At 62.6% G+C, this 21,833-nt stretch carries 23 protein-coding genes; 13 read left to right on the top strand and 10 right to left on the bottom strand.

Annotation, left to right across the window (positions count from 1 at the left end; genetic code table 11):
• Positions 1-21 precede the first annotated feature (21 nt).
• The 3 genes from AC0VX3_RS25225 to AC0VX3_RS25215 form a co-directional block, all read right to left on the bottom strand.
• Positions 22-1,221 carry an MFS transporter gene (locus AC0VX3_RS25225; protein ID WP_475522815.1) on the bottom strand — a complete coding sequence of 400 codons (1,200 nt, stop codon included), beginning with the start codon at positions 1,219-1,221 and terminating at the stop codon, positions 22-24.
• Entirely contained in the window at positions 1,211-1,570 is a 360-nt protein-coding gene (locus tag AC0VX3_RS25220; RefSeq protein WP_475522814.1) for an MmcQ/YjbR family DNA-binding protein, read from the bottom strand. Before AC0VX3_RS25220 ends, AC0VX3_RS25225 begins: the two co-directional genes overlap by 11 nt.
• Before the next feature lie 174 nt (positions 1,571-1,744).
• The gene (locus AC0VX3_RS25215; RefSeq protein ID WP_475522813.1) at positions 1,745-2,017 is read right to left on the bottom strand and encodes a hypothetical protein; all 273 of its coding nucleotides are present in this window, start codon (positions 2,015-2,017) and stop codon (positions 1,745-1,747) included.
• A gap of 104 nt (positions 2,018-2,121) precedes the next feature.
• Here AC0VX3_RS25215 and AC0VX3_RS25210 point away from each other — a divergent pair, with 104 nt between their 5' ends.
• The 3 genes from AC0VX3_RS25210 (at position 2,122) to AC0VX3_RS25200 (ending at position 3,885) form a co-directional block, all read left to right on the top strand.
• The gene (locus AC0VX3_RS25210; RefSeq protein ID WP_475522812.1) at positions 2,122-2,982 is read left to right on the top strand and encodes a LysR family transcriptional regulator; all 861 of its coding nucleotides are present in this window, start codon (positions 2,122-2,124) and stop codon (positions 2,980-2,982) included.
• A 160-nt stretch (positions 2,983-3,142) separates the two neighbouring features.
• Positions 3,143-3,571: an Hsp20 family protein gene (locus tag AC0VX3_RS25205; protein ID WP_342891451.1), complete on the top strand. Its 429-nt coding sequence runs from the start codon at positions 3,143-3,145 to the stop codon at positions 3,569-3,571.
• Between the two features lie 32 nt (positions 3,572-3,603).
• Positions 3,604-3,885, top strand: a complete 282-nt coding sequence (locus tag AC0VX3_RS25200; protein ID WP_342891450.1) for a BQ00720 family protein — start codon at positions 3,604-3,606, stop codon at positions 3,883-3,885.
• A gap of 115 nt (positions 3,886-4,000) precedes the next feature.
• Here the strand turns inward: AC0VX3_RS25200 and AC0VX3_RS25195 are convergent, their stop codons facing one another.
• Positions 4,001-5,215, bottom strand: coding sequence for an OpgC family protein (locus tag AC0VX3_RS25195; protein ID WP_475525247.1), 1,215 nt, complete (start codon positions 5,213-5,215; stop codon positions 4,001-4,003).
• A 104-nt stretch (positions 5,216-5,319) separates the two neighbouring features.
• Entirely contained in the window at positions 5,320-6,705 is a 1,386-nt protein-coding gene (locus AC0VX3_RS25190) for a tetratricopeptide repeat protein (protein ID WP_475522811.1), read from the bottom strand.
• A gap of 352 nt (positions 6,706-7,057) precedes the next feature.
• On the opposite strand from AC0VX3_RS25190, the gene AC0VX3_RS25185 reads away from it, so the two are divergent.
• On the top strand, positions 7,058-7,534 hold the full coding sequence (locus AC0VX3_RS25185; protein WP_475522810.1) for a DUF302 domain-containing protein: 477 nt from the start codon (positions 7,058-7,060) through the stop codon (positions 7,532-7,534).
• Positions 7,535-7,833: 299 nt separating this feature from the next.
• Here the strand turns inward: AC0VX3_RS25185 and AC0VX3_RS25180 are convergent, their stop codons facing one another.
• On the bottom strand, positions 7,834-8,595 hold the full coding sequence (locus AC0VX3_RS25180) for an SDR family NAD(P)-dependent oxidoreductase (protein WP_475522809.1): 762 nt from the start codon (positions 8,593-8,595) through the stop codon (positions 7,834-7,836).
• 225 nt (positions 8,596-8,820) lie between these two features.
• Here AC0VX3_RS25180 and AC0VX3_RS25175 point away from each other — a divergent pair, with 225 nt between their 5' ends.
• The 4 genes from AC0VX3_RS25175 (at position 8,821) to AC0VX3_RS25160 (ending at position 14,305) form a co-directional block, all read left to right on the top strand.
• On the top strand, positions 8,821-9,606 hold the full coding sequence (locus tag AC0VX3_RS25175) for an ion channel (protein WP_342891846.1): 786 nt from the start codon (positions 8,821-8,823) through the stop codon (positions 9,604-9,606).
• Between the two features lie 127 nt (positions 9,607-9,733).
• A complete protein-coding gene (locus AC0VX3_RS25170) occupies positions 9,734-10,594 on the top strand; it encodes a CE1 family esterase (protein ID WP_475522808.1) in 861 nt (286 codons plus the stop codon).
• 811 nt (positions 10,595-11,405) lie between these two features.
• Complete coding sequence (locus AC0VX3_RS25165) at positions 11,406-12,692, top strand: CaiB/BaiF CoA transferase family protein (RefSeq protein WP_475522807.1); 1,287 nt, start codon at positions 11,406-11,408, stop codon at positions 12,690-12,692.
• On the top strand, positions 12,689-14,305 hold the full coding sequence (locus tag AC0VX3_RS25160; protein WP_475522806.1) for a thiamine pyrophosphate-binding protein: 1,617 nt from the start codon (positions 12,689-12,691) through the stop codon (positions 14,303-14,305). Before AC0VX3_RS25165 ends, AC0VX3_RS25160 begins: the two co-directional genes overlap by 4 nt.
• Positions 14,306-14,466: 161 nt before the next feature.
• Here the strand turns inward: AC0VX3_RS25160 and AC0VX3_RS25155 are convergent, their stop codons facing one another.
• Positions 14,467-15,231 (bottom strand): DUF3750 domain-containing protein, encoded by a 765-nt coding sequence (locus tag AC0VX3_RS25155; protein ID WP_475522805.1) that lies wholly within the window; start codon positions 15,229-15,231, stop codon positions 14,467-14,469.
• Between the two features lie 571 nt (positions 15,232-15,802).
• Here AC0VX3_RS25155 and panC point away from each other — a divergent pair.
• The 5 genes from panC (at position 15,803) to AC0VX3_RS25130 (ending at position 20,458) form a co-directional block, all read left to right on the top strand.
• Positions 15,803-16,666, top strand: a complete 864-nt coding sequence (gene panC / locus AC0VX3_RS25150) for a pantoate--beta-alanine ligase (RefSeq protein ID WP_475522804.1) — start codon at positions 15,803-15,805, stop codon at positions 16,664-16,666.
• A 34-nt stretch (positions 16,667-16,700) separates the two neighbouring features.
• Positions 16,701-17,510 carry a 3-methyl-2-oxobutanoate hydroxymethyltransferase gene (gene panB / locus AC0VX3_RS25145; RefSeq protein WP_475522803.1) on the top strand — a complete coding sequence of 270 codons (810 nt, stop codon included), beginning with the start codon at positions 16,701-16,703 and terminating at the stop codon, positions 17,508-17,510.
• 602 nt (positions 17,511-18,112) lie between these two features.
• Positions 18,113-18,400 (top strand): hypothetical protein, encoded by a 288-nt coding sequence (locus AC0VX3_RS25140; protein WP_475522802.1) that lies wholly within the window; start codon positions 18,113-18,115, stop codon positions 18,398-18,400.
• A gap of 4 nt (positions 18,401-18,404) precedes the next feature.
• Complete coding sequence (locus AC0VX3_RS25135; protein ID WP_475522801.1) at positions 18,405-18,992, top strand: hypothetical protein; 588 nt, start codon at positions 18,405-18,407, stop codon at positions 18,990-18,992.
• Positions 18,993-19,393: 401 nt separating this feature from the next.
• Entirely contained in the window at positions 19,394-20,458 is a 1,065-nt protein-coding gene (locus AC0VX3_RS25130) for a bifunctional transcriptional activator/DNA repair enzyme AdaA (protein WP_475522800.1), read from the top strand.
• Between the two features lie 8 nt (positions 20,459-20,466).
• Here the strand turns inward: AC0VX3_RS25130 and AC0VX3_RS25125 are convergent, their stop codons facing one another.
• Genes AC0VX3_RS25125 through AC0VX3_RS25115 form a run of 3 tightly spaced genes read right to left on the bottom strand, consistent with a single transcriptional unit; the run spans position 20,467 to position 21,705 of the window.
• Complete coding sequence (locus tag AC0VX3_RS25125; protein WP_475522799.1) at positions 20,467-20,892, bottom strand: SRPBCC family protein; 426 nt, start codon at positions 20,890-20,892, stop codon at positions 20,467-20,469.
• 13 nt (positions 20,893-20,905) lie between these two features.
• Positions 20,906-21,277, bottom strand: a complete 372-nt coding sequence (locus AC0VX3_RS25120; protein ID WP_475522798.1) for an ArsR/SmtB family transcription factor — start codon at positions 21,275-21,277, stop codon at positions 20,906-20,908.
• Entirely contained in the window at positions 21,274-21,705 is a 432-nt protein-coding gene (locus tag AC0VX3_RS25115) for a cupin domain-containing protein (protein ID WP_475522797.1), read from the bottom strand. The genes AC0VX3_RS25120 and AC0VX3_RS25115 overlap by 4 nt, the downstream gene beginning before the upstream one ends.
• Positions 21,706-21,833: the final 128 nt, after the last annotated feature.

The raw sequence follows: 21,833 nt of genomic DNA, 5'->3' as shown, positions 1-21,833 counted from the left end.
TGCCGGTTGCGCGCCCGCTGTTCACGGCGCCGTCTGAGCCAGCCGTTTCAATCTCATCATTCCGAGGATACCGAGCGCCGGGCCGATGGCCATGAGCGCGAACACGCCGGGCCAGCCGATCAGCTCCGCGCCGAGCGGGGTCAGTTGAACGGTGAAGAACGTCAGGGCAAAGCCGAGCGCGGTCTGGAAGGTCATCAGGCTGCCGGCTTGGTCCGGTGGCGCGTAGTCGGCGACAAGCGCGGAAAACTGCGCCGAATCCGGCAGGATCGCGGCGCCCCAGACCAGGACGCACAGCACCGTCAGCCAGACAGGTCCGCCAAAAGCCAGCGCGGAAGCCAGGGCCGCGGTGCCGCTGACGGCCATGGCAAGGATGGCGATATTGGCCTTGCCGACCCGGTCGGCGACGAGGCCCGCGACGATACAGGCCAGCCCTCCGGCGGCAATCGCCAGAAAGGCGATCAGGCGCGACAGAACGGTTGCCGCTTCCCCGGGCATATGCGCGGAAAAGGACGCTGCAAGCGCCACGCCGATCCAGGCCCACATGGCGTAGAGCTCCCACATGTGGCCGAGATAGCCCGCATAGGCATAGCGGATCCTGGTGTCTGTCCAGGCGGTCAGGATGGCCGTCATCTTCATGCGCGGCGCCCTGGCGTGAAAGGGACCGAGACGGGAGAACAGGCACAGGATGCCCCCTGCCGCCGAGGCGAGCGAGGCAACGCTCAGGCTCCAGCGCCAGTCTGTACCGCCCAGAAGGGCGAGCAGATGCGGCGCCGCGGAACCGAGGGTCAGGGCCCCGACCAGCGTGCCGACAAGAAAGCCGCGGTCCTTCCGGCCCCAGCCCACCGCGATCTTCATGCCGACGGGATAGACCCCTGCCAGAAGGGCGCCGGTGGCGAAACGGGCGAGGATCGAAACCGTGCCGCCCGGTTCGGCAACGAGCAGACTGGCGTTGAAAAGCGCGGCAAGGATGGCGCAGACGGCAAAGAACCGCCGCGGGTCGATCCTGTCGGCAAGGCCCATCAATGCGGAGGCAACGGCACCGAAGACAAATCCGATCTGGACAGCGCTTGAGAGCGCGGCCTGCCGGCCTTCCGAAATCTCGAATTCCCGCGTCAGGTCGGGAAGAATGGCGGCGGACATGAACCACAGGCTCATGGCGGCGATCTCGGCCAGCATCAACAGGGTTAGCGAGCGCCATTTCCCGGACATGTCAGACGGCAAGGCCGAGGTCCTTCCGCTGCTTTTTCGTCAGTTTTCCGGCGATGATCTTGTGGGCGGCGACGATATAGGCCTTCAGGTCGTCTTCCGGCAACGCGCCGTTTTCCTCCATCTGCACCCATTTGGCGCGCGCCAGATAGGGGGCCGGAACCAGACCGTCCTGTTGGGTCAGGAGGGCATAGGACAGGTCCGAGCACTTGAAGCTGAACTTGGCGTGTGCCCCTTCTCCCCAACTGGAACACACGGCGAAGATCTTGCCGCCAACCTTCCAGACGGAGGCATTGCCCCATTGAACGACATGGGTTGTCGCCGGCAGGGCGCCGCAAAAGATGTCGAACTCGTCGCGGTTCATGAGAAACTTCATGCTGGCAGGAAAAGACACGGGATCGGCGAGGGTCCGAGACTGGCCTGTCCTGCCCCCGGGCGCAAGCCGGACCGGATCACGGTAACGTCATTCCAGCGCTTGACCTGCTGCGGTCCGGCCGGAGCTGTCCCTGCATGCGGCAGCAGCCGCGGACCCGTGAAATCAGTTGCGCACCAGCCGTGCCGCCGGGATCCTTGCCCGCCGGGAAAGGCGCCGGAAGGGGCGAAACATCCTGCGCAGCAGGCACTTGCAGTAAAATTTCCTGATCCTTTGAGCGCGGGCCTTGTGCCGTCTTTCAAGCAGCACATTCTCCGGCAGGTTTTCCGGCCAGAACTCGGCGTGATGGGGATGAAGGGATCTGATCGGATCGTTCCAGGCGGGGGAGACGCCTTTCTGATCGTCACGTCGACAGTTGAAGGATGGCAAAACGATCATTGCGTGCACCTTGTCAAATTTGGAGTCAGTTGATCGGTGTTTGCAAAGCATTCCACAAAGTTGCATTATCTCATTGTTTTTAAGTTGAAATCGAGATTTCAAAAATGAAACGAAACATCGATTGGCAGGATTTGAGGCTGTTTCTGGCGGTGGCGAGGGCAAGTGGGCTGGCCGGCGCGTCGGAAGTGACAGGTGTCAGTGCCGCAACCCTCGGACGGCGTGTCGCCGCACTTGAAGCGGATCTCGAGGTTCGGCTGGTCGAGCGTGAAGCACGCGGATATCAGCTCACGACCGCGGGCCGGGAGCTGATGTTTCAGCTGGAAGACATGGACCAGACCGCCCGGGCCATCGACCTCTGGCGGCAAAGCGGCCGCACACGCCGCAGGATCCGGATATCGGCCGGTGGCTGGACCATGCGCCTTCTGCTCGATCATCTGGACGCGTTCTGGTCACCGGATCTCGGCTGGATGCCGGAGTTCCTGGCCGATCCGCGCGACCGGGATGTCGCCAGGCGCCAGATCGACATCGGCATTCGCAATCGCCGCCCCCAGCAGGAATGGCTTGCGGGCAGGAAGGTCGGCACGGTCCGCTTCGCGGCCTATCAGGCCGCGAGCGTTCCGGCGGGCCGCGACATCGGCTGGGTGGGACTTGTCGAGGACGAAGCCAATTTTCCGGCGGCGACGTGGATCAGGGAGAACCACAACGAGGACGTGACCGTCACCCTGAACAAGGCGACCTATGCGCTGACGCTCGTGCGCAAGGGCCTTGTGCGCATGGTGCTGCCCTGTTTCGTCGGTGATGCCTTTGACGACCTGGTGCGCCTGTCGGACCCGATCGAAAGCCTGACGACCGAGCGCTGGCTGGTCATGCATCAGGACGAGCGTCATCAGCCGGATCTGCGGCAGGCCATATCGTCTCTCGCCAACCTGTTGAAAAAAAGCCCTGTTCTGACTTCGGGCTCCTGAAGCACGCGCACCCGGGAGCCGCATGAATCCCGTCAGATCCGTGCTCCTTGAATCAATTTTAACGAAGCTCCATATTTAATGACGAATGGAACCGTTGGTTCCGACCCGGATGCCTATTGGAGGGTCCGGGCGCAAGGTCGCTTCCACAAGGACTTTGAGGATGTCACGCATGTCAGCGTTTTCCAGCCCGTTCATGCTCGGGTTCGACGATATCGAGCGCGTGCTCGATCGCGTCTCCAAGGCCGCCAATGACGGTTATCCGCCCTATAATATCGAAAGACTTCCGAAAACCGAAGGTCAGGGCGATATCATCCGGATCACCCTGGCGGTGGCCGGGTTTACCAGAGACCAGCTTGATGTCTCCGTGGAGGAGAGCCAGCTGGTCATCCGCGGACGGCAGGTCGACGACAAGACCCGTCAATACCTGCATCGCGGCATCGCGGCCCGCCAGTTCCAGCGGGCGTTTGTCCTGGCCGAGGGGATCGAGATCCTCGGAGCCGACCTGAAGGATGGACTCTTGTCCATCGATCTGGCACGACCGGAACCGGAACGTGTCATAAGAAAAATAGAAATCTCCAGCGGCGAATAGACCCTCGTCGGCTAACAGATGGAGAATGACTGATGCACGATAAGATCATGGCCTGGACAGACCGAACCCTTCTGTCCGAATTCATGTCCGTTGACGAGCTGACCGAGCTCGGGACCGGCGATATCGCCTATATCAAACCGATCAAGGCGCGCGAACTGAAGGAAATGTTCCCGGATGTTCCCCCGCTGCATGACAACATGACGCTTTACGCGCTGCTGAATGCGGACGGTACGCCGATCCTGCTGGCGGACAGCCGCGAGGCCGCCGTCGCCAACGCCTTTGAAGCCGATCTGGAAATGGCTTCTCTGCACTGAGTGGACACACGGGACCCGGCGCGTGTCGCCGGGTCCCGTTTCCTTTTCGCAAGGGCCTGTCTCGGCTCACCTGCTGCCGATGAACTTCACGCGTCTTGCTGAGGGACCTCCGGTCTCAACTCAGCTCGCGTTGCCTTGATCTGTTGCCGTCTGTGTCGACCCGGCCCTCCGGATCCGGACCGGTGGGCGCAGCCTCCGCGGCCGCCCTGGGCGGTTTGCGCCAGGGCTGGCTCTTGTACCAGCCGGCCACATAGGCAACGGCAATCAGGGCGGCAAACCCGAGAAGGTTCGACAGGATCTGCGGGATCCAGTCGCCCCGGCCCCAGACCATGTCGCGCAACAGGCCGGCGGCCTGGGCGATCACAAGGCTGGCCATGAAGACGGGCAGCGACTGCTGGCCCACCTTTTGCACGATCCCCAGAAACCGTCCCCACACAGCGCCATGTCCGAGCAGGCGCCGGCCGTGCTCGCCGGCCGCCACCCAGGCCAGATAGGCCAATGCCAGAAAATGCAGGTAGCGGAACAGTCCGAATTCCGTCTTGATCCAGAGCGGCCGGATCGCCTCGCGTATCTCCCGCGCCCAGGCCAGGTCCAGATAATGTTCGCTGTGAATGCGGAAATAGGCGAACGGAACAGTGACAACCAGAACCACGGCGCACAGGACGACAAGCCTTCTGTCGACCGGCGGCGCCGGTATCCAGCCGCGCATGAAGGCAAAGCCGGTGAAGAACAGCATTTGCCAGGCGAACGGATTGAAGAACCACTCCCGGTGGAGCCCGTTCGACATGGTCCAGGGTTCCGCCGGCAGGTTCAAAAGATCGAACTGGGAGGCGAGCCAGAGCCCGATGGACAGCGCGAACGCGGCTGTGACCGAATATCTTGCCGCCAGCATGATCACCGGAATCAGCGCCAGGATCACGATATACATGGGCAATATGTCGAAATAGTTCGGCACCCAGGTCAGGGTCATCAGGCCGGGCAGGGCGATTTCGGTCTTGTTGAAGAGATGCCACAGGTTCAGGGATGCCACGTAATCCTGGGTGAGATCGCAGCAGGTGGTCAGGTAATTGCTTTCATGCAGCATCACCAGACCGACGGCGATCACCAGGATCTGGCCGATATGGGCCCAGTAGACCTGCCACATGCGGTGGACAATGCGCGCCGCGCCCATGCCCCAGCCATGAAGATCGAAAATCTTGCCGAAAGCGAGGGCCGACGCCATGCCGGAACAGAAAACGAAGATTTCCGTGGCATCGGAGAAACCGAAACGGGCCGGGATCCAGAGTGTCCACCAGTTGCCGGGCAGATGGGCGATGTAGATGATGAACATTCCGATCCCGCGGAAAAAATCGAGCCGCGGGTCGCGGATGCGTTTCGTTTGCGTGTGTGCGTTCACTTTGTATCCAGAAAAATCATGTGCCGGGCCGGGCGGGGTCAGACCGAACCGGTGGCCCTGAGCTTCTTGTCTTCCATCACCTGTTGCGCGCGATGCATCTTCTCGCAGGTTTCAAGGCGCTGTTCAGCGAACCGGTCGAGAGCGCCGCGCTTGCGGGTGCGGCTCTTGATAAGCCGATCCGCGTCGTCCGGCAATCCGGCCCGCAGGGCGGCGTCGATGGTGATCCGTTCGAAGACATCCCGCTGGGCATGGGAGCCGCCGACCAGATGGAGATTGTCCCGGGCCGACGCCAGCAGGGTGAAGGCGGAGGCGTAATTGCCTTTCCGGTACTGCTCCAGGCCGAGGCCCGCGGGCAGGCCGGCTTCCGCCGTGACATGACCGATATCCGTCTCGCTCCTGGCGCGCTGCCGCAACCCCGCCAGAAGCCGTTCGGCTCCCATGCGGCGGCCGCCGTTCAAAAGGGCCAGAAGGTAATGCAGGTCGGCGAAGACATTGCAGCCGTCCTCGGCGCGCTTGTCGGAAAGAAGCGCCAGCTCGTCCCATCTGGAACCGACATTGGCCCCTTCCAGTTCGAGCCGCACCAGCAGCGAGGCCGCATTGGATATGTCCCGGTAGTCGTCGGTCTTGTCCTTGCGGATGTCGGAATCATAGAGCGCCAGCGCCTTGTCCGCGTTTCCCTGATCCAGGTACATCAGCGCCAGGTGCCACCACACATGGTAGCCGAAATTGTTGCAGTGCGACCAGCCGTCCGGATGGTTCTCCAGCCAGCCGGCGCCTTCTTCGGACCGGCCGGTCATGTCGTGGACGTGGGCGACGGCGTGCAGCCCCCAGGCGTCGTCCCGGGCAAATTCCAGCCCTCTGCGCCCCGAAGTTTCGGCGAGCCGGTAATCGCCCGTCTCCTCGAAGCAGAAGGCCCGGCAGCCCAGAAGGTAGCCGTAGGCCGGATGGGTCTCGTGATAGGCGGAATAGACGCGGTCGAGCGACTGGCGCATGCCGGCGGCATCGCCCAGCACGAAACGGATGGCATGGACCAGTTTCATGACAAGCGCGTCTTCGGGCACCTTCACCAGAGCGGCGTCCAGGATATCGGCCGAACGGGTGGGAAATCCCTGCAGCCAGGCATTGAGCGCGTCGAGCACGGCCGTTTCGCGGTCCGTCAGCGGCGTGTGCAGGGCGGAGGCGCGCGCGACCTTCAGGCAGTCGCTTGCCGTGTCCAGGAACTCCCGGCGCCCGAGCAGCAGGCAGAACAGGCCGCGTGTCGCATGGCCGAGCGCGAAGTGGGGCGCAAGGCTCAGGCAGGTTTCAAGATGCTGCGGCGTCGTCTTGCCATGGGCAAGAAACGCCCTCACGGTGTCGTTCCAGGCCGCCAGGGCGTCCTTGTCCGACAGTGTGAGATCATACCCGAATTGATCACTGAGACGCATAACAGGCCTTTTTTGTTTCCGGTCCGGACAGGTGTCGCGTCTGTGGTTTCGCCAGGATCCGCGAGTGTCCGGCCGATGAATCCCCGACGCTCAAAATCCGCAGGCTTCACTTGAACTGCAAAACACAAAAAGGTGTTGGCAATGTGTAGGCCCTGGAAGGATCCACAAGCTCGATCCGGCGCCATGCACCGGTGCCGTTTGCGCGCCCTTGCCGAACAGGCCCGATTTGATGCTAAAGGCCCGATTTGCCACACCCACACCGCATTGTGAGATGTCCGTGACCTGAAGTCGTGTCCTCATGTGCAAACGGGATCGTAAGATCCCGATTGCTCAAAATGCGGGAGAGAATACAATGCGCATGCTGATGTGTTTCATGGTGATGATGCTTGCCGCGGGCATTGCCCGGGCGGACGGCATCGCTGCCCGGGAGGGCTGGCAGGTGCTGCCAACGTCTCTCGGTTACGACGAACTGGTGGAGAACGTCCAGACCGCCGTCAAGGCGGAAGGCATGTTTCTGGTGACGCAGGCCAGCGCCTCGTCCGGTGCCGAGGGCCGGGGCCTGACCATTGCGGGCAACCGGATCATCGGGGTCTACCGCAACGATTATGCGGTGCGCATGCTCGAAGCCTCCGTGGCCGCGGGCATCGAGGCGCCGATCCGCTTCTATGTCACGGAGACCGGCGACGGCACGGCGACCCTGTCCTGGAAAACGCCGAGTTTCGTGTTCGCGCCCTATATGGACGAGGGCGGCGCAGCGCTGGCGGAACTCGCCGCCGAGCTCGACGCCGTCTTTCAGACGATCGCCGGGCAGGCTGTGGCATCCAGGTAACAAAGGCGCGACGTGCGCAAGTGTTGGGCAGGCAGGTCCTGTTTTTAGGCTTGTGAAATCGGTCCGGCGCCCCCACACTCTGTGTGTCGTTAACAACTGAAAGGAGGTGTGCCCATGTCTAATGAGTATCTGAACGTGGCCCGTGTGTCTGGGTGGAATGGTTCGGTTCTGGAGCAGCCTCCGGTCTTGAACGGTTTCGCCGGGATCTGATCCGGACCTCGTGTCACGTTGATCTCATGGGAGGGCCGCATCGCGGCCCTCTTTTGATTCCGGGGGTTTCCCGAAGATCAGGACAAGCCTCAGACGAGCCCGACCGACTTGCGCACATCCTCGTCGCGCAGCGAGCAGTCCGTGCCGCGATAGGCATCGCCCGCATCCGTGCACAGCCAAGCGATCGCCTCGCCGACCCATTCTGCGGGAATATGGACGGACGGATCCAGCTGGCTGACCGGGTTGATGCCCGAGGCCTTGATATCGACCTGCATCCGGGTCGCGACCGTGCCCGGGCTGAGGCCGACCACGCGCAGGCCGTGATCGCCAAATTCCTTGTCGGCGCAGCGTGTCAGTGCCAGGGCCGCGGCCTTGGAGGCGCAATAGTGGCTCCATCCTTCAAGCGCACCGGACGCGGCGCCCGAACTGATATTGACGATGGTGCCGGTGCCCTTGCCCAGCATGTGGGGCGCGGCGGCGCGAATGCCGTGATAGACACCCTTGACGTTGATGTCGATGGCCTGGCCCCAGGTGTCCGGATCGCTGTCCTCGATGCGCGCGATCGGCTCGATCACGCCGGCATTGTTGACCAGGATATCCATGCCGCCGAACAGATCCACGCAGGAGCGGACCGCTGCGTCCACGTCCGTGAAACTGGCCACGTCGCAGGTTACCGCGGCCGCCTTGCCGCCACCGTCCCTGATCTCGGCGGCAGTCCGCTCGATGTCGCCGCCGGAGCGGGCGGCCAGAACAACGCTGGCGCCGTATTTCGCAAGGCTGCGTGCGGCGGCCTCGCCGATGCCGCGGCTGGCACCGGTGACCAGGGCGACTTGTCCCGACAGATCAAACATGGAACGTCCTCTTCTTCTGTGCGTTTGCGACAAACGGATGATATGTCCTGAAAGTGCTTTAATGCGACTGCGCTAGGGAATAAACCGCCTTGTTCGCCGGAGTGTGCTGCGCGATCCCCATGAATGGGGCTATTGTCTGCAAAATGCCGCAGCCGATTGACTTCCGCATCCGCCTCGCGTGGTCTGGGCGCAGATACATTGAACGCGAACAAGGGGGCGGACCTGATGGCCGCGGAAAAGCCGGCGCTTCAGATCATGTTGCGCCAGATATATTTCGGTCACGGCACCAGGGCCCGGATCTTCCGCTATGCCCTGCTGGCGTTCGATCTGATCACCATCGCCTATTTCATCATTTCCTCGATTCTCGACCCGGCGCGGCATCACCACGTGCTGGACTACGCCATCGCCGGGGTGCTGGTCCTGGACTATTTCGCCCGGCTGATCGCCTCGGTGCGGCCGGTCCGCTATGTGTTCAGCTTCACCTCGGTGGCCGACATCGTGGTCATCGCCTCGCTGATCGCGCCGGCCTTCCTGGAGAACTTCGCTTTCCTGCGCGTCGTGCGCATGCTGCGGCTGATGCGCTCCTATCACCTGCTGAAGGAACTGAGGGACGCGTCCAGATGGTTCCGGGCCAACGAGGAAATCCTGCAGTCCACGGTCAATCTCGCCGTGTTCATCTTCGTGGTCACGGCCATCGTGTTCGTGGTCGAGGACGACCGCAACCCGAACATCAACACCTATCTCGACGCGCTTTATTTCACGGTGACGACCCTGACCACGACCGGGTTCGGCGACATCACCATGACCGACAGCATCGGCCGGCTGATGACCGTGCTCATCATGATTTTCGGCGTCGCCCTGTTCCTGAGACTGGTGCAGACCATCTTCCGCCCGACCAAGGTGAGTTATCCCTGCCCCGATTGCGGTCTGAACCGGCATGATCCGGACGCGGTCCATTGCAAACATTGCGGCCGCACGCTGAACATCTCCACCGAGGGTGTCTGGGACTAACCACCGGAGCGCCCTGTGAGGACACTGTCTCGCCGAAAAGTGAAGGCATCACGCTGGACAATGGTCCGCCATGACCCATTCTTGGCGTCAGACACCGTGCCATTCTCCCGCGACCGATGGAGCCTTCATGTCTCGACCGACCAGGCGTTTTACTCTGCCCGGCTTTTGCCTGCTTGCCTGCGCCGCGATGCTGGCTGCGCCGGCCATCGCCGAATCCGATCCCGGCTGCGGCGGCGAGACGGCCTGCAGCCTGAAGACCGGCGACTATTACATTCACCTGCCGCAAGCCGCGAAGGCGGACGACGCCCCGCTCGGCGCCATCCTTTATCTTCACGGTCATCGCGGCAAGGCGGTCAACGCGATCCGCAACAAGAGCTTTCAGCAGATGGCCGACGACCTCGGCGTGGCCTTCGTGGCCGTGCAGGGCGTCAACGGCACCTGGTCCTTTCCGACCGCGCCGCGCAACCTGCGCGACGAAGCGGCGTTTTTCGACGACGTGCTTAAGGACCTGTCCGCCCGCTTCGGCGTCGACCGCGACCGCACCCTGCTGTCGGGCTTTTCCTCCGGCGGCTTCATGACCTGGTATCTGGCCTGCGCGGATTCCGGCCGTTTCGGCGGATATGCCCCGATTGCCGGCGCGTTCTGGGAGCCGCTGCCGCGCGATTGTCCGACAGAGCCGCCCTATCTGTTTCACGTCCACGGCACCGCCGACACGGTGGTGCCGCTGGAAGGCCGCTGGCTGGGCGGCGGCAAGTGGAAACAGGGCGACGTCTTTCAGAGCTTCGATGTCTGGCGCCGCCAGAGCGGCCTCGCCGCCACGGCGCCGAAGACCGAGGCCGACGGCAAGCTGTCATGCGAACGCTGGCAGCCCGTTACCGGCGTCCTGGAACTCTGCCTGCACGACGGCGGCCACAGCATCCAGGCAAGCTGGATCCGGCGGGCCTGGACGAAACTTTCCGAAATGAAGGGCTGGGCGACCAAAAGCTGAGACCGCTCGGCATCCGCCGGTGCCGGGCCAGGGCCGACTGTCCGTCCGGATCGGGACACCTGCTAGCCCGGACGCGACCCCTTGCGCCCCTCTCCCCCCTTGAGGGGGAGATGTCTCCGTCAGGAGACAGAGGGGGGTATCGACCTCTCGAAACCGTTCGGCCGTTCCGAATTGGTGGCACCGTTTCCCCCCCCTCTGTCCGTTTCACGGACATCTCCCCCGCAAGAGGGGAGAGGGGAGCAAGGAGAGAGCCGATCCACCTTTCCTGAGACGACCGCCGTGGGGAGGGCGGTATGCGGGAGGCAGGCCCAAACGCAACAACGTCGACTGCGTAACCGTACCCGCTACCCGATCAGGCCCGCTGCTCCGCCCCTGCGGAGGCAGGGACCCAGTAATCCATAACGCCCACGACACAGAGACGTCCATGACACGAATCGGAGCCGGGGGGTACCGGATCCCGGATCTTCGCTGCGCTGCGTCCGGGACAGCCGATAGCAAGGGCTTCGATCATGTGCAAAGCCCCCTGGACGCACAGCCACCGCCTGCGCCACTTCGCGGGATCGTCCCCGGGTGGTACTGTTCCGCCAGCCCGCTGCGCCGCCCCGGCCTTGAGCCGGGGCCCTCTTCGGACGAGACGCGCGAAGGTTTCGGCTCAGGACAGGAGCGGCGCGGGTGCTGTGTGGGAGTTCGCGTCTTTGCTGACACGAATGTGAGCCGGTGTGTTCGGGGCCGCCACCCCGCGCAGTTGACGCCGGATGCCCCTTGTGGCCAGTTCCCGGAAACATCGCTTTCACGACCCCCAGGGTGACCCTTGTCCCAGTCTTCCCCCGCCTCACAGTCTTCTCCCGCGCCCGGCGCGCTTTCCGGCCTTGTTGTCCTGGACCTGTCGCGCATTCTCGCCGGTCCGACTTGCACCCAGATCCTCGGCGATCTCGGCGCCGAGGTGATCAAGATCGAGCGGCCCGGACGCGGCGACGACACCCGCGGCTGGGGGCCGCCGTTCCTGAAGGACGCTCAGGGCAACGAGACCTCCGAAAGCGCCTATTACCTGTCCTCGAACCGCAACAAGGCTTCCGTTGCCATCGATCTCGCCAGCGCCGACGGACAGAAGCTGATCGCCGATCTCGCCGAAAAGGCCGATATCCTGGTCGAGAACTTCAAGGTCGGTGACCTGAAGCGCCGCGGGCTGGACTACGATACGCTCAAAGGCCGCAACCCGAAGCTGATCTATTGCTCGATCTCCGGCTTCGGCCAGACCGGGCCTTACGCGCAACGGGCCGGCTATGATTTCCTGATCCAGGGCATGGGCGGCATCATGTCCCTGACCGGTTTCGCCGACGAGGACGGTGGCACGGAAACCAAATGCGGCACCGGCATCGCCGATGTCATGTGCGGCATGTATGCGGCGGTCTCCATTCTGGCGGCGCTCAATCACCGCAATGCCACCGGGGAAGGCCAGCAGATCGACATCTCGCTGCTGGATGCCCAGGTGTCCTGGCTAATCAACCAGGGAGTCGGCTATCTGGTCTCCGGCGAGGTGCCGGGCCGGCGCGGCAACGCGCATCCGACCATCGTGCCCTACGAGACCTTTCCGGGTTCGGACACATCGTTCATCCTGGCCGTCGGCAACGATACCCAGTTCGAGAAGTTCTGCGCGGTGGCCGAGGCGCCGGAGCTGGCCGGTGATCCGCTTTATGCGAAAAACGCCGACCGGGTGCGTAACCGCGCGCAGCTGATCCCGATCCTGCGCCGCCTCACCATCGAGAAGACGGCCGCCGAATGGATCGCCGCGCTGGAGGCTGCCGGCGTGCCCTGCGGACCGGTCAACGATCTGGCGCAGGTGTTCGCCGATCCGCAGGTTCTGGAGCGCAACATGCGCATCACTCTGCCCCATCCCTCGAGCGGCGCGGTCGATCTCATCGGCTCGCCGATCAACCTGGAAAAGACCCCGGTTGCCTATCACAACGCGCCGCCGCTTCTGGGTGCGGACACCGCCTGCGTGCTGACCCGGCATCTGGGTCTCACCACTGAAACACTTGCCGAATTCGCGGCAAACGGCATTCTGGGCCTCGGCCCTCAGAAACGGGAAACCTCATGACCACCGGCGCGGATATCATTGCAGGCAAATTGCACGCGGCAGGCTGCCGCCATGCCTTCGGCATTCCCGGCGGCGAGGTGCTGGCGCTGATGCAGTCCCTCGACCAGGCCGGGCTGAACTTCGTGCTTGTGAAACACGAGAACGCCGGCGGCTTCATGGCCGAAGGCGGCTGGCACGCGGACGGCGCGCCCGGCGTGTTGCTGGCAACTCTCGGACCGGGTGCCGCCAACGCGGTCAATGTGGTCGCCAATGCCTGGCAGGACCGGGTGCCGCTGATCTTCCTGACCGGCTGCGTCGACCAGGGCGAGGCGGAAAGCTACACCCACCAGGTTTTCGACCACCAGCAACTGCTGCGCCCCATCGTCAAGGCCAGCTTTTCCGCCCGCCTGGGCGCGCTCGACGTGATGATGGAAAAGGCGCTGGCGATTGCCCTCGACGGACAGCCGGGCCCGGTCCATATCGACGTGCCCATCAAGGTCGCCGAAAGCGAAACGGCGGAAGTCTGGAGCAATGCCTTCCGGTGCGCCCCGGTGGCCACGGCGCCGGCCGCGGGCGCCGATCTGGACACGGCCCTGAAGTTGTTTGCAAGAGCCGAACGGCCGATCGCGCTTGCCGGTGTCGATGCCGTCAACGAGGGGGCTTCTGCCGCGATCACGGAATTCTGCCGGAAATTCAACGTCCCGCTGGTGACCAGCTACAAGGGCAAGGGCCTGCTGGACGAAAATCACCCTCTGGCGCTGGGCGGCGCCGGCCTGTCGCCGAAAGCCGACAACCACCTGCTGCCGCTGATCAACAGGAGCGACTGCATCCTGCTGCTCGGTTACGACCCGATCGAGATGCGCATCAACTGGCGCGATCCGTGGGTTCAGGATGCGCCCGTGATCGACGTAACCCCGGTGCTCAGGACCCACGGCATGCACGCCGTGAGCGCGACCCTGAGGAGTGCCGTCAAACCGGTTCTGGAACGGCTGTGCGAGGTGCGCGATCCGCAAAAACCGTCCTGGGCCTCGGGCGAGCCAGGCAGCACCCGCGCCGATCTCGACGCCGCCTTCGCGCCCGAACCTTCCGGCTGGGGCCCGGGCACCGTCTTCCACACCCTGCGCGAAACCCTGCCCGCCGACACGGTGGCCACCGCCGACAGCGGCGCCCACCGCATCCTCGTCAGCCAGATCTGGCGCTGCCCCATGCCGCGCGGCATGCTGCAATCCTCGGCGCTCTGCACCATGGGCTGCGCCGTGCCGCTGGCCATGGGCCACCGGCTGGTGGAAGGCCGGTCCCCGGTCATCGCCTTCGTCGGCGACGCGGGCCTGGAAATGTGCCTCGGCGAACTTTCCACCCTGCGCGACCTGAAGATCCCGGTGATCATCTGCGTCCTCGTTGACACCAGCCTGTCGCTGATCGAACTCAAACAGCGTTCCAGCCAGCGCCCCAACGTCGGCGTCGATTTCGGCGAGACGGATTTTCCGGCGGTGGCCCAGGCCTATGGCGGGCACGGCGTGTGGGTCGAGGATACGGCAACGCTGCGGGCCGAGACGCAAGCGGCGCTGGCGCGGGACGGCTTCACGCTGCTCGCCTGCCGGATTGAACGGCGCGCGTATGATGGGGCGTTTTGAGGGGACGTAATTGAAGCGGACCATCACCGAAGACGATTCAGATTGCTGGGTTCCGGGTCGGCGTGCAGCGTCGCTGCACTTGCCCGGAATGACCGCCGATGGGATCGTCAAAAACCGGGGCGGGCCGAAGGGGACTATCCCCGTCTGCAAGTGCTTGCAAATCACGCCTCGGGCGAGCGATCCGGCGAAAACCCGACGCGTCCGACCATCGGAAGCTTCAGTGAAAAATCATTCAGGTCGATGCCGTAAGTAAGGCCCAGGAGGTTGACCTCAAGTCCCTCTTCCCAGGCGACCAGGATGCCCAGGAGGCCTCGAACAGAGAGTTGGTATCCGGTGCCGCTCGGAGCCTTTGCCCAGAGCCCCGTCTGAAGAAAATCCTTGCCCACAGCGGTCGGGGGCAGATCCAGCCTGAGTTCGGGCGCGACCCGGCCGAGATGGGCGATGAACGTATTCGAGTTGGGTCCCGGCCAGACTGTATATTCGTCGTCGTGGTGGTACTGGTCGATGGCGTTCAGCAGTCTCGGTATAGCGGCAGCGGCCTCCCGGCCTCGAAACTCGGTAATCAGTCGCGGCTCCGCACCGAACCAGCGGCTGTCCGGAGCGCGGCGGGAGGCGGAGACGGCTCTCCCGCCCCGGCGCACCCGCCACCCGGTGACCTCGTAAGTGGTGAAGTGCTCTGCCTCCGGCGGCTTGATCGATATCCAGCTGTGCACCCCGAAATACCCCCGCCAGCTGAAGGCCCGGGCGGCATAGACCTGGATGATGGCCTGCCGTTCCGTGCGCGGATCGGGTGCGATCCCGAGCGGCGCCCTGCTGGCAGTGCTCCAATGCGCGGCTGTCGACTGCACGCCCGAGAGATACGCGGCGAGGCCGAGACCAAGATTGAGAAGCACGAATCCCGTAACCAAGATCAAGAACCGACGCATTGAGTGTCCCGTATTCCGTTTCCTGGTGTTGCGGCCCTGAGCCCGTTTCAACGCCTCGCTGATGGCGTCATCTTTCCAACCGGATGTCTCCAAAGCCAATCACATTCCTGCGACAGGGCTTGGCCGGTGGGGTGGTCGGCAACAGTGTGTCACTGATCGAACTGATACAGCGCTCCAGCCAGCGGCCCAACACCGGCGTCGATTCCGGCGAAACGGATTTTCCGGCGGTGGCAAGGGCTCACCGGTCTGCAGCGTAGGCTGCAGGGCCAGAGCCGGAAGCCAGCGGCGCCGTGGGTTGGATCCCCGCGCGGAGGCGGGGAAGGCTGCCTTGGTCGTGGCGAGGCTGTCGCTGGACTACCGAGTTGATGGTGGGCTGCGGGTTGTTCAGCGGTCGGGATCTCTTTCCTTAGGAGAGAGACTTCTGAGAACGCGGCCAGTGATTTCGGCCGGACGCGATCATCCCGCCTATCCAAGCCCACGGCAGAGCCCCCTAGACCTGCCCCGTCCCCCCCATTATGTTGCACCTGCGAAAAGAACGGCCGGGCGGGAAACCGGCCGCGGGAGGATATCAATGAAGATCTGCCGGACCAGGGCGGAGATGCGTGGCGTCGTGCGCGACTGGAAATGCGGCCCGGACAGAGGTGGCGAGACGGTCTGCCTCGTTCCGACGATGGGCTTTCTTCACGAGGGCCATCTGAGCCTCGTGCGCCTGGCGCGCGAAAAGGCCGACCGCACCGTCGTCTCGATCTTCGTCAATCCGACCCAGTTCGGACCGAACGAGGACCTCGGCACCTACCCGCGCGATCAGGTGCGCGATCTGGCGCTTCTGGACGGCGAGGGCGTCGATGCGGTCTTCATTCCCGATGTGGAGGAAATGTACGGCAGCGGCGGCGACACTCATGTCGAGGTGCCGGGCCTGTCCGCGATCCTGCAGGGTGCCCTGCGGCCGGGACATTTTCGCGGTGTTGCGACCGTGGTCACCAAGCTGTTCAACATCGTCACGCCGGATTTTGCCGTCTTCGGCGAAAAGGACTACCAGCAGCTCACCCTGATCCGGCAGATGGTCCGCGACCTCGACATGCCGCTGGACATTCTCGGCCATCCGACCGTGCGCGAAGCCGACGGGCTGGCGATGTCGTCCCGCAATGTCCGTCTGAGCAGCTATCACCGCGGCCAGGCCGCCATCCTGGGCAAGGCGCTGGCGGCGGCGGAGGAGCTGGCGGGGGCCGGACCGGATATCGCCGACCTGGACCGGGCCGTGCGCGCGACGCTTGCCACCGCGCCGGCGGCCGATGTGCAAAGCGTCGACATCCGGGACGCGGACACGCTGGCGGAAGTCTGCGGCCCGCTGGACCGTCCGGCGGTCGTGCTGCTGGCCGTTCGCTTCGGCACCGTCCTGCTGATCGATCAGCGTGTCGTCGCCCCGGCGCCCTGACCTCTCATTTTCTGTTTTTTCGAAAGGATGCCCCATGAGCACCCAGAAACCCGTCCGCCGCATCACGGCGCCCCAGATCACCCGGAAAAAGGGCGGCGAACCGATCGTGTCGCTGACCTCCTATCACGCCCACACGGCGGCCATTGTCGACAGATACGCCGATTTCATTCTGGTCGGTGACAGCCTGGGCATGGTCATGCACGGCATGGAATCGACCGTCGGCGTATCGCTGGACCTGATGATCATGCACGGCACGGCGGTGGTGCGCGGCACGCAGCGTGCGCTGGTGGTCGTCGACATGCCCTTCGGAACGTATGAGGAAAGCCCGTCCGAGGCTTTCAGGAATGCGGCCAGGGTGATGAAGGAAACCCAGTGCGGCGCGGTCAAGCTGGAAGGTGGTGCGCGCATGGCCGAGACCATCCGCTTTTTGACAGAGCGCGGCATTCCGGTGATGGCCCATATCGGCCTGACCCCGCAGTCGGTGAATGTCATGGGTGGCTTCCGCACCCAAGGCCGCGACGCGGACACCTGGGCGCAACATGAAGAAGACGCCCGCGCCGTGACTGAAGCGGGCGCCTTCGCGCTGGTGCTGGAAGGCATGGTTGAACCGCTGGCCGCCAGGATCACGAAACAGATCGCAATCCCCACCATCGGCATCGGCGCCTCGGCAGACTGCGACGGCCAGATCCTGGTGCTCGAAGACATGCTCGGCCTCAACCCGGCACCGCCGAAATTCGTCAAGGTCTACGGCGACCTCGGCGGCCGCATCGAGGCGGCGGTCAAGGACTATGCCGACGAGGTCAAGGCGCGCAGTTTCCCGGGCGAGGACCAGGTGTACCGGTAGGCTGGCAAGAGAACTCTCGCGTCCGTTATCCCGGATCGGAGTGCAGTGAATGCTGTACTCCGATCCGGAACCTAGTGTGTCTGGATGAGCGGAACGAGCACATTAATCTGTCGCCCTGATGCCTGACGAAGGCGACACCTTCCGATGTAGCCTAGTAGCCGAATTGCGTCGTTGAAGTGACGGTGATCTTGCCTTTCCCGGCAACGGCCGGCGACGCCAGAGCAAGACTCGCAAGTGCGGCCTGGAAAGTTGTCAGTTTCGTCCCAAAAACGTTTTATAATGCCATTCGGTATCATAAAACGGGATGCCTTACGGTATCTTGCCGAACCAAGATTCAGGGCGTGAGTGGGGGATGGAGTGACCGTCATCATCGGATCAAAGATCTTGCTGGTGGCTGGACCGGTTTCAAGAAGCTCCGATGCTTGTATCGGGTCTGTTCCGGACTCTGCGACGCGATCGCACAGAGCCCTTGGCGGAGTATCCAATCCGGTCTAATATGTTAATTCATCGGAAAATAAATTTGAGATATGATAAATAAATTTCTTTTCGGATCTTTAGTTATACTATTTTTGGTGGTGTCAGTATTTTGTCTAAAGCTTTTAATGGCTAATTTAGATTATGCCGTTGAGAATATGTATTTAAGATATGACAAGAAGTTGGATGATGAGCTTCTAGCCAACGAATGCCTCAAGGCGGATGCCTTCCGGAAAGCCATGGACCGGTTGGGTTGGAAATATGAATTCAAAGATCGAAATGAAACTTTTTCTTTTCCCTTGACATTCGATCCGGAAGAGGTGTCGCAAGTTATTGTTTATAAATACCCTTCTGATGATAAATACTCTGAAATAACTGTTCTTTTTGGCAGGGATGGCTGTCAAATTTTGGAGTGAATCCATGTCGGACGACACAAAGGATTATGCAATTCCACTCGTATGGCCACGCCAGCGTATCGCTGTGCCGCAAGACTACAGGATATCCGAGCTGATACCATCGCATTTGGACACCCTTGGTCATGCCGGAATCGTGATAGCGAAAGGTGCTTCAGGATATACGAGATATTTTGAGTACGGACGCTTTGATCTGAGTAACGGTAAGATAAAATCGCGAAAAGTTCCGAACCTTATTATTGAAAAGCAGAAGATACAAAAAAAGACTCTTGAAAAATTACTGATGAGTTTTCCACCGGACCGGGGAATTATCATGGGTTCTGTTTTTAGTGCGTCTCTTGGTTCATTCAAAGATGCCATAAGCTTCATTGAGAATGACGACAACGGCTTTAAGCAGAACTACAAATTGGTCAGCCAGAATTGTTACCATTTCACGCAAGCGGTCTCGAACGCGATGGGCACGACACAGGATTTTTGGGACGGTTTGGTATCTGTAATACCTGCAACCGAAATAGCAGAACTGCAAGCCAGAGTAGGAGGATTTAGGTTCAGCCACAGTGCAGGATTGCAAGAATTCGACTCACTCATAGAATAGAGGTTTTCTTGATTTCATAGCAAAAGTGTTGATTTTGGTTCATCAAACCGCGTTTGGAGGTCCTTCAGCCAAGCGCGTGTCGCAGAGCGATGCGGTGTATCGGACAAGACGTGCGGCTGCGCCCGAACATCTTTCGTCTGGGCATTTGCAGCCAACAGGTACAAACGCCAGATCCCCCGTACGTGCGGTCCCGGCTGTAGCGAGGCGCAAGGCCGGGATGCGGTTGCCATTGTTGGCTATAACCGGAGCCCGAAGTAACCGGGCTCTTGCCTGCGCAGGAGCGGAGCGAACGCCCTATTTGCCATCAGGTTGACAAGCTGCGATTGGAAATTCCCGGACAACAAAATATTAACGCCCGATTTTCGGCTGCGCGCGACGCGCGCCTCCCCTAGTCTCCGGCCATGCTGATGATCCGACCTTCCTTCGACACGCTTTATGAAGCGCTGCTGGCGCGCGATGCGTCCTATGACGGGCGCATGTTCGTCTGCGTTGCCTCCACCGGCATCTTCTGCCGGCTGACCTGTCCGGCGCGCAAGCCGAAGCCGGAAAACTGCACGTTTCACGAAACGGTCGCCGAATGCATCGACGGCGGCTTCCGGCCCTGCAAGCGCTGCCGGCCGACAACACCGGAGGCCAGCGCCGATCCGGTCGTGAGGCCCCTGATCGAGGCGCTGGAAAAGCGCCCCGGCTACCGCTGGGGCGAGCCGGATCTCATCCGCATGGGGCTGGATCCGTCCACCGTGCGCCGGGCGTTCAAACGCCATTTCGGCATGACCTTCCTGGAAATGGCCCGCCAGCGCCGCCTGCAGGAAGGCTTCTCGACGCTGGCCGGCGGCGGCAAGGTCATCGAGGCGCAGATCACGGCGGGGTTTTCTTCACCGAGCGCCTTCCGCGAGGCCTTCGCCGGATTGCTGGGGCAGGCGCCGGGCACGTTTTCAAGGGATCCGCTGTTGCACGCCGACTGGGTGGCCTCGCCGCTCGGCCCGCTGGTCGCCGTCACCGACAGCAGTCAGTTGCATCTTCTGGAGTTTCTCGACCGCAAGGCGCTGCCGGGCGAATTCAGAAAGCTGCAGGCCCATGCCGGCGGGCGGGTCGGCTTCGGCCGCACCGAGGTGTGCGACCAGATCCAGGAGGAGCTGGACCGGTTCTTCGCCGGAAGCAGCGGCACCTTCGCGACCCGGCTGGCGCTCCACGGCAGCGCCTTCACCCGCGATGTCTGGCGCGAACTCCTGAAAATTCCCGCCGGCGAGACCCGCAGCTATTCCGAACTGGCCGGGACCCTCGGCCGCCCGGAAGCGGTCCGCGCCGTCGCCCGCGCCAACGGCGCCAACCAGCTTGCGGTGGTCGTGCCGTGCCACCGGGTGGTCGGCGCCGACGGTTCGCTCACCGGCTACGGCGGCGGCCTGTGGCGCAAGCAGCGGCTGATCGAGCTGGAGCAGGGCTACCGCGCCAGGGCCACCGGGTGAGGCCGCGCTCAGGCGCCGGTTTCCCGCAGCCGCCCGAGATGTTCGTCCCAGCCTTTGTCGAGCGCGCTGATCAGGTGCATTGCGTGTTCGCCTGCGGCTTCCGGAATGCCTTCATGGGTCAGGTAGATCATCGTCCCTCCGGCCACCTCCTCCAGGACCCATGTGACAACGGTTGACCGGTCACCGAACGGGCCGATGCAGAACGTCGTCTTCAGCTTCTGTCCGGCCACGAGTTCGAGAACGTCTCCCCAGACCTGTTTCTCCGATTGCCCGTTGCCGTCCTTTCCAAGCAGGACATAGCTTTGACCGGCGGCAAGATCCGCCTCCGCCGGATGGTACCATTCGCCCAGCTTGGTCTTGTCGACAAGATACGGCCAGACCTTGTCCCTGGCGGCCTTTATGAAAACGGATTTCCTGAGAGTTGTGTCAGTCATTGCTGGTGTTTCCTTACGGTTTGGCTGGTTCTGCTGAAGTGTCGTCTTCGGTTTCGTTCTGCTCGACACGCGTTTTCAATGCCTGCAGACGTCCATCCCAGAACCGGCTGAAGTGATCGAACCAGTCATTGGCCTGGGCGAGCGCGGCGGGCTCGAGCCGGTTGACGCGCTCCCGGCCCGACGGGTGCACCGAGATCAGCTTGCCGGTTTCGAGAATGTCGAGGTGTTTCTTGACGGCGGCCCGGGTGATCGGAAACCGGTCCGACACCTCCTGGATCGTCATGTCGCGGTCCCGCAGCAGCAACAGGATGCTCCTGCGGGTGGGATCGCCCAAGGCGCGGAACGCGCCTTGCAGCCTGCCCGTCCCGGCATCCGGCCCGATCATGGCGTGACCGGCAGGAAGTCGAACCTGCCGTCCTGATAGAGAAACGTCACGCAGGCAACGTCCGAAACACAGCGGCTGACATGCGCCAGCCCCTTGGGAATCTCGTAGAACGCGCCCGTTTCCAGCCGCACCCCGCCCGAGGGGTCGGCGCCGGCCGGCAGATGGGTCATCGCGCTTGACACGACGATTCCGTACATGTTGGCGGACTTGACATGGGGCGGACTGACGAGCCCGGCGGGAAGCCGGACCATCGCCATATACGCGCCCTCGAACCTGTCACCGCGCAGCCGCGCGAAGGCGACCCCTTCCGGCGTGACCTGATAGTCAAGCTGCGTGGCTGGAATGACGGTGATCTCACTGTCCCCGGCAACCGCCGGCGACACAAGAACAAGACCCGTTATGGCGGCCAGGAAAGCCGTTGGTTTCATGCCGGATACTCCTTTATAATACCATTTGGTGTCATATTAATGCGATACCATTTGGTATCATGTCAAGCTGAAAATTTAGGACAGGATCACGGAATTCTACGGTTCGCCAAAATGGTGGAGAGTGGAAA

The organism is Roseibium sp. QJM3NY_11, assembly GCF_056173175.1.
This window is presented reverse-complemented; position numbering and strand designations above follow the sequence as displayed.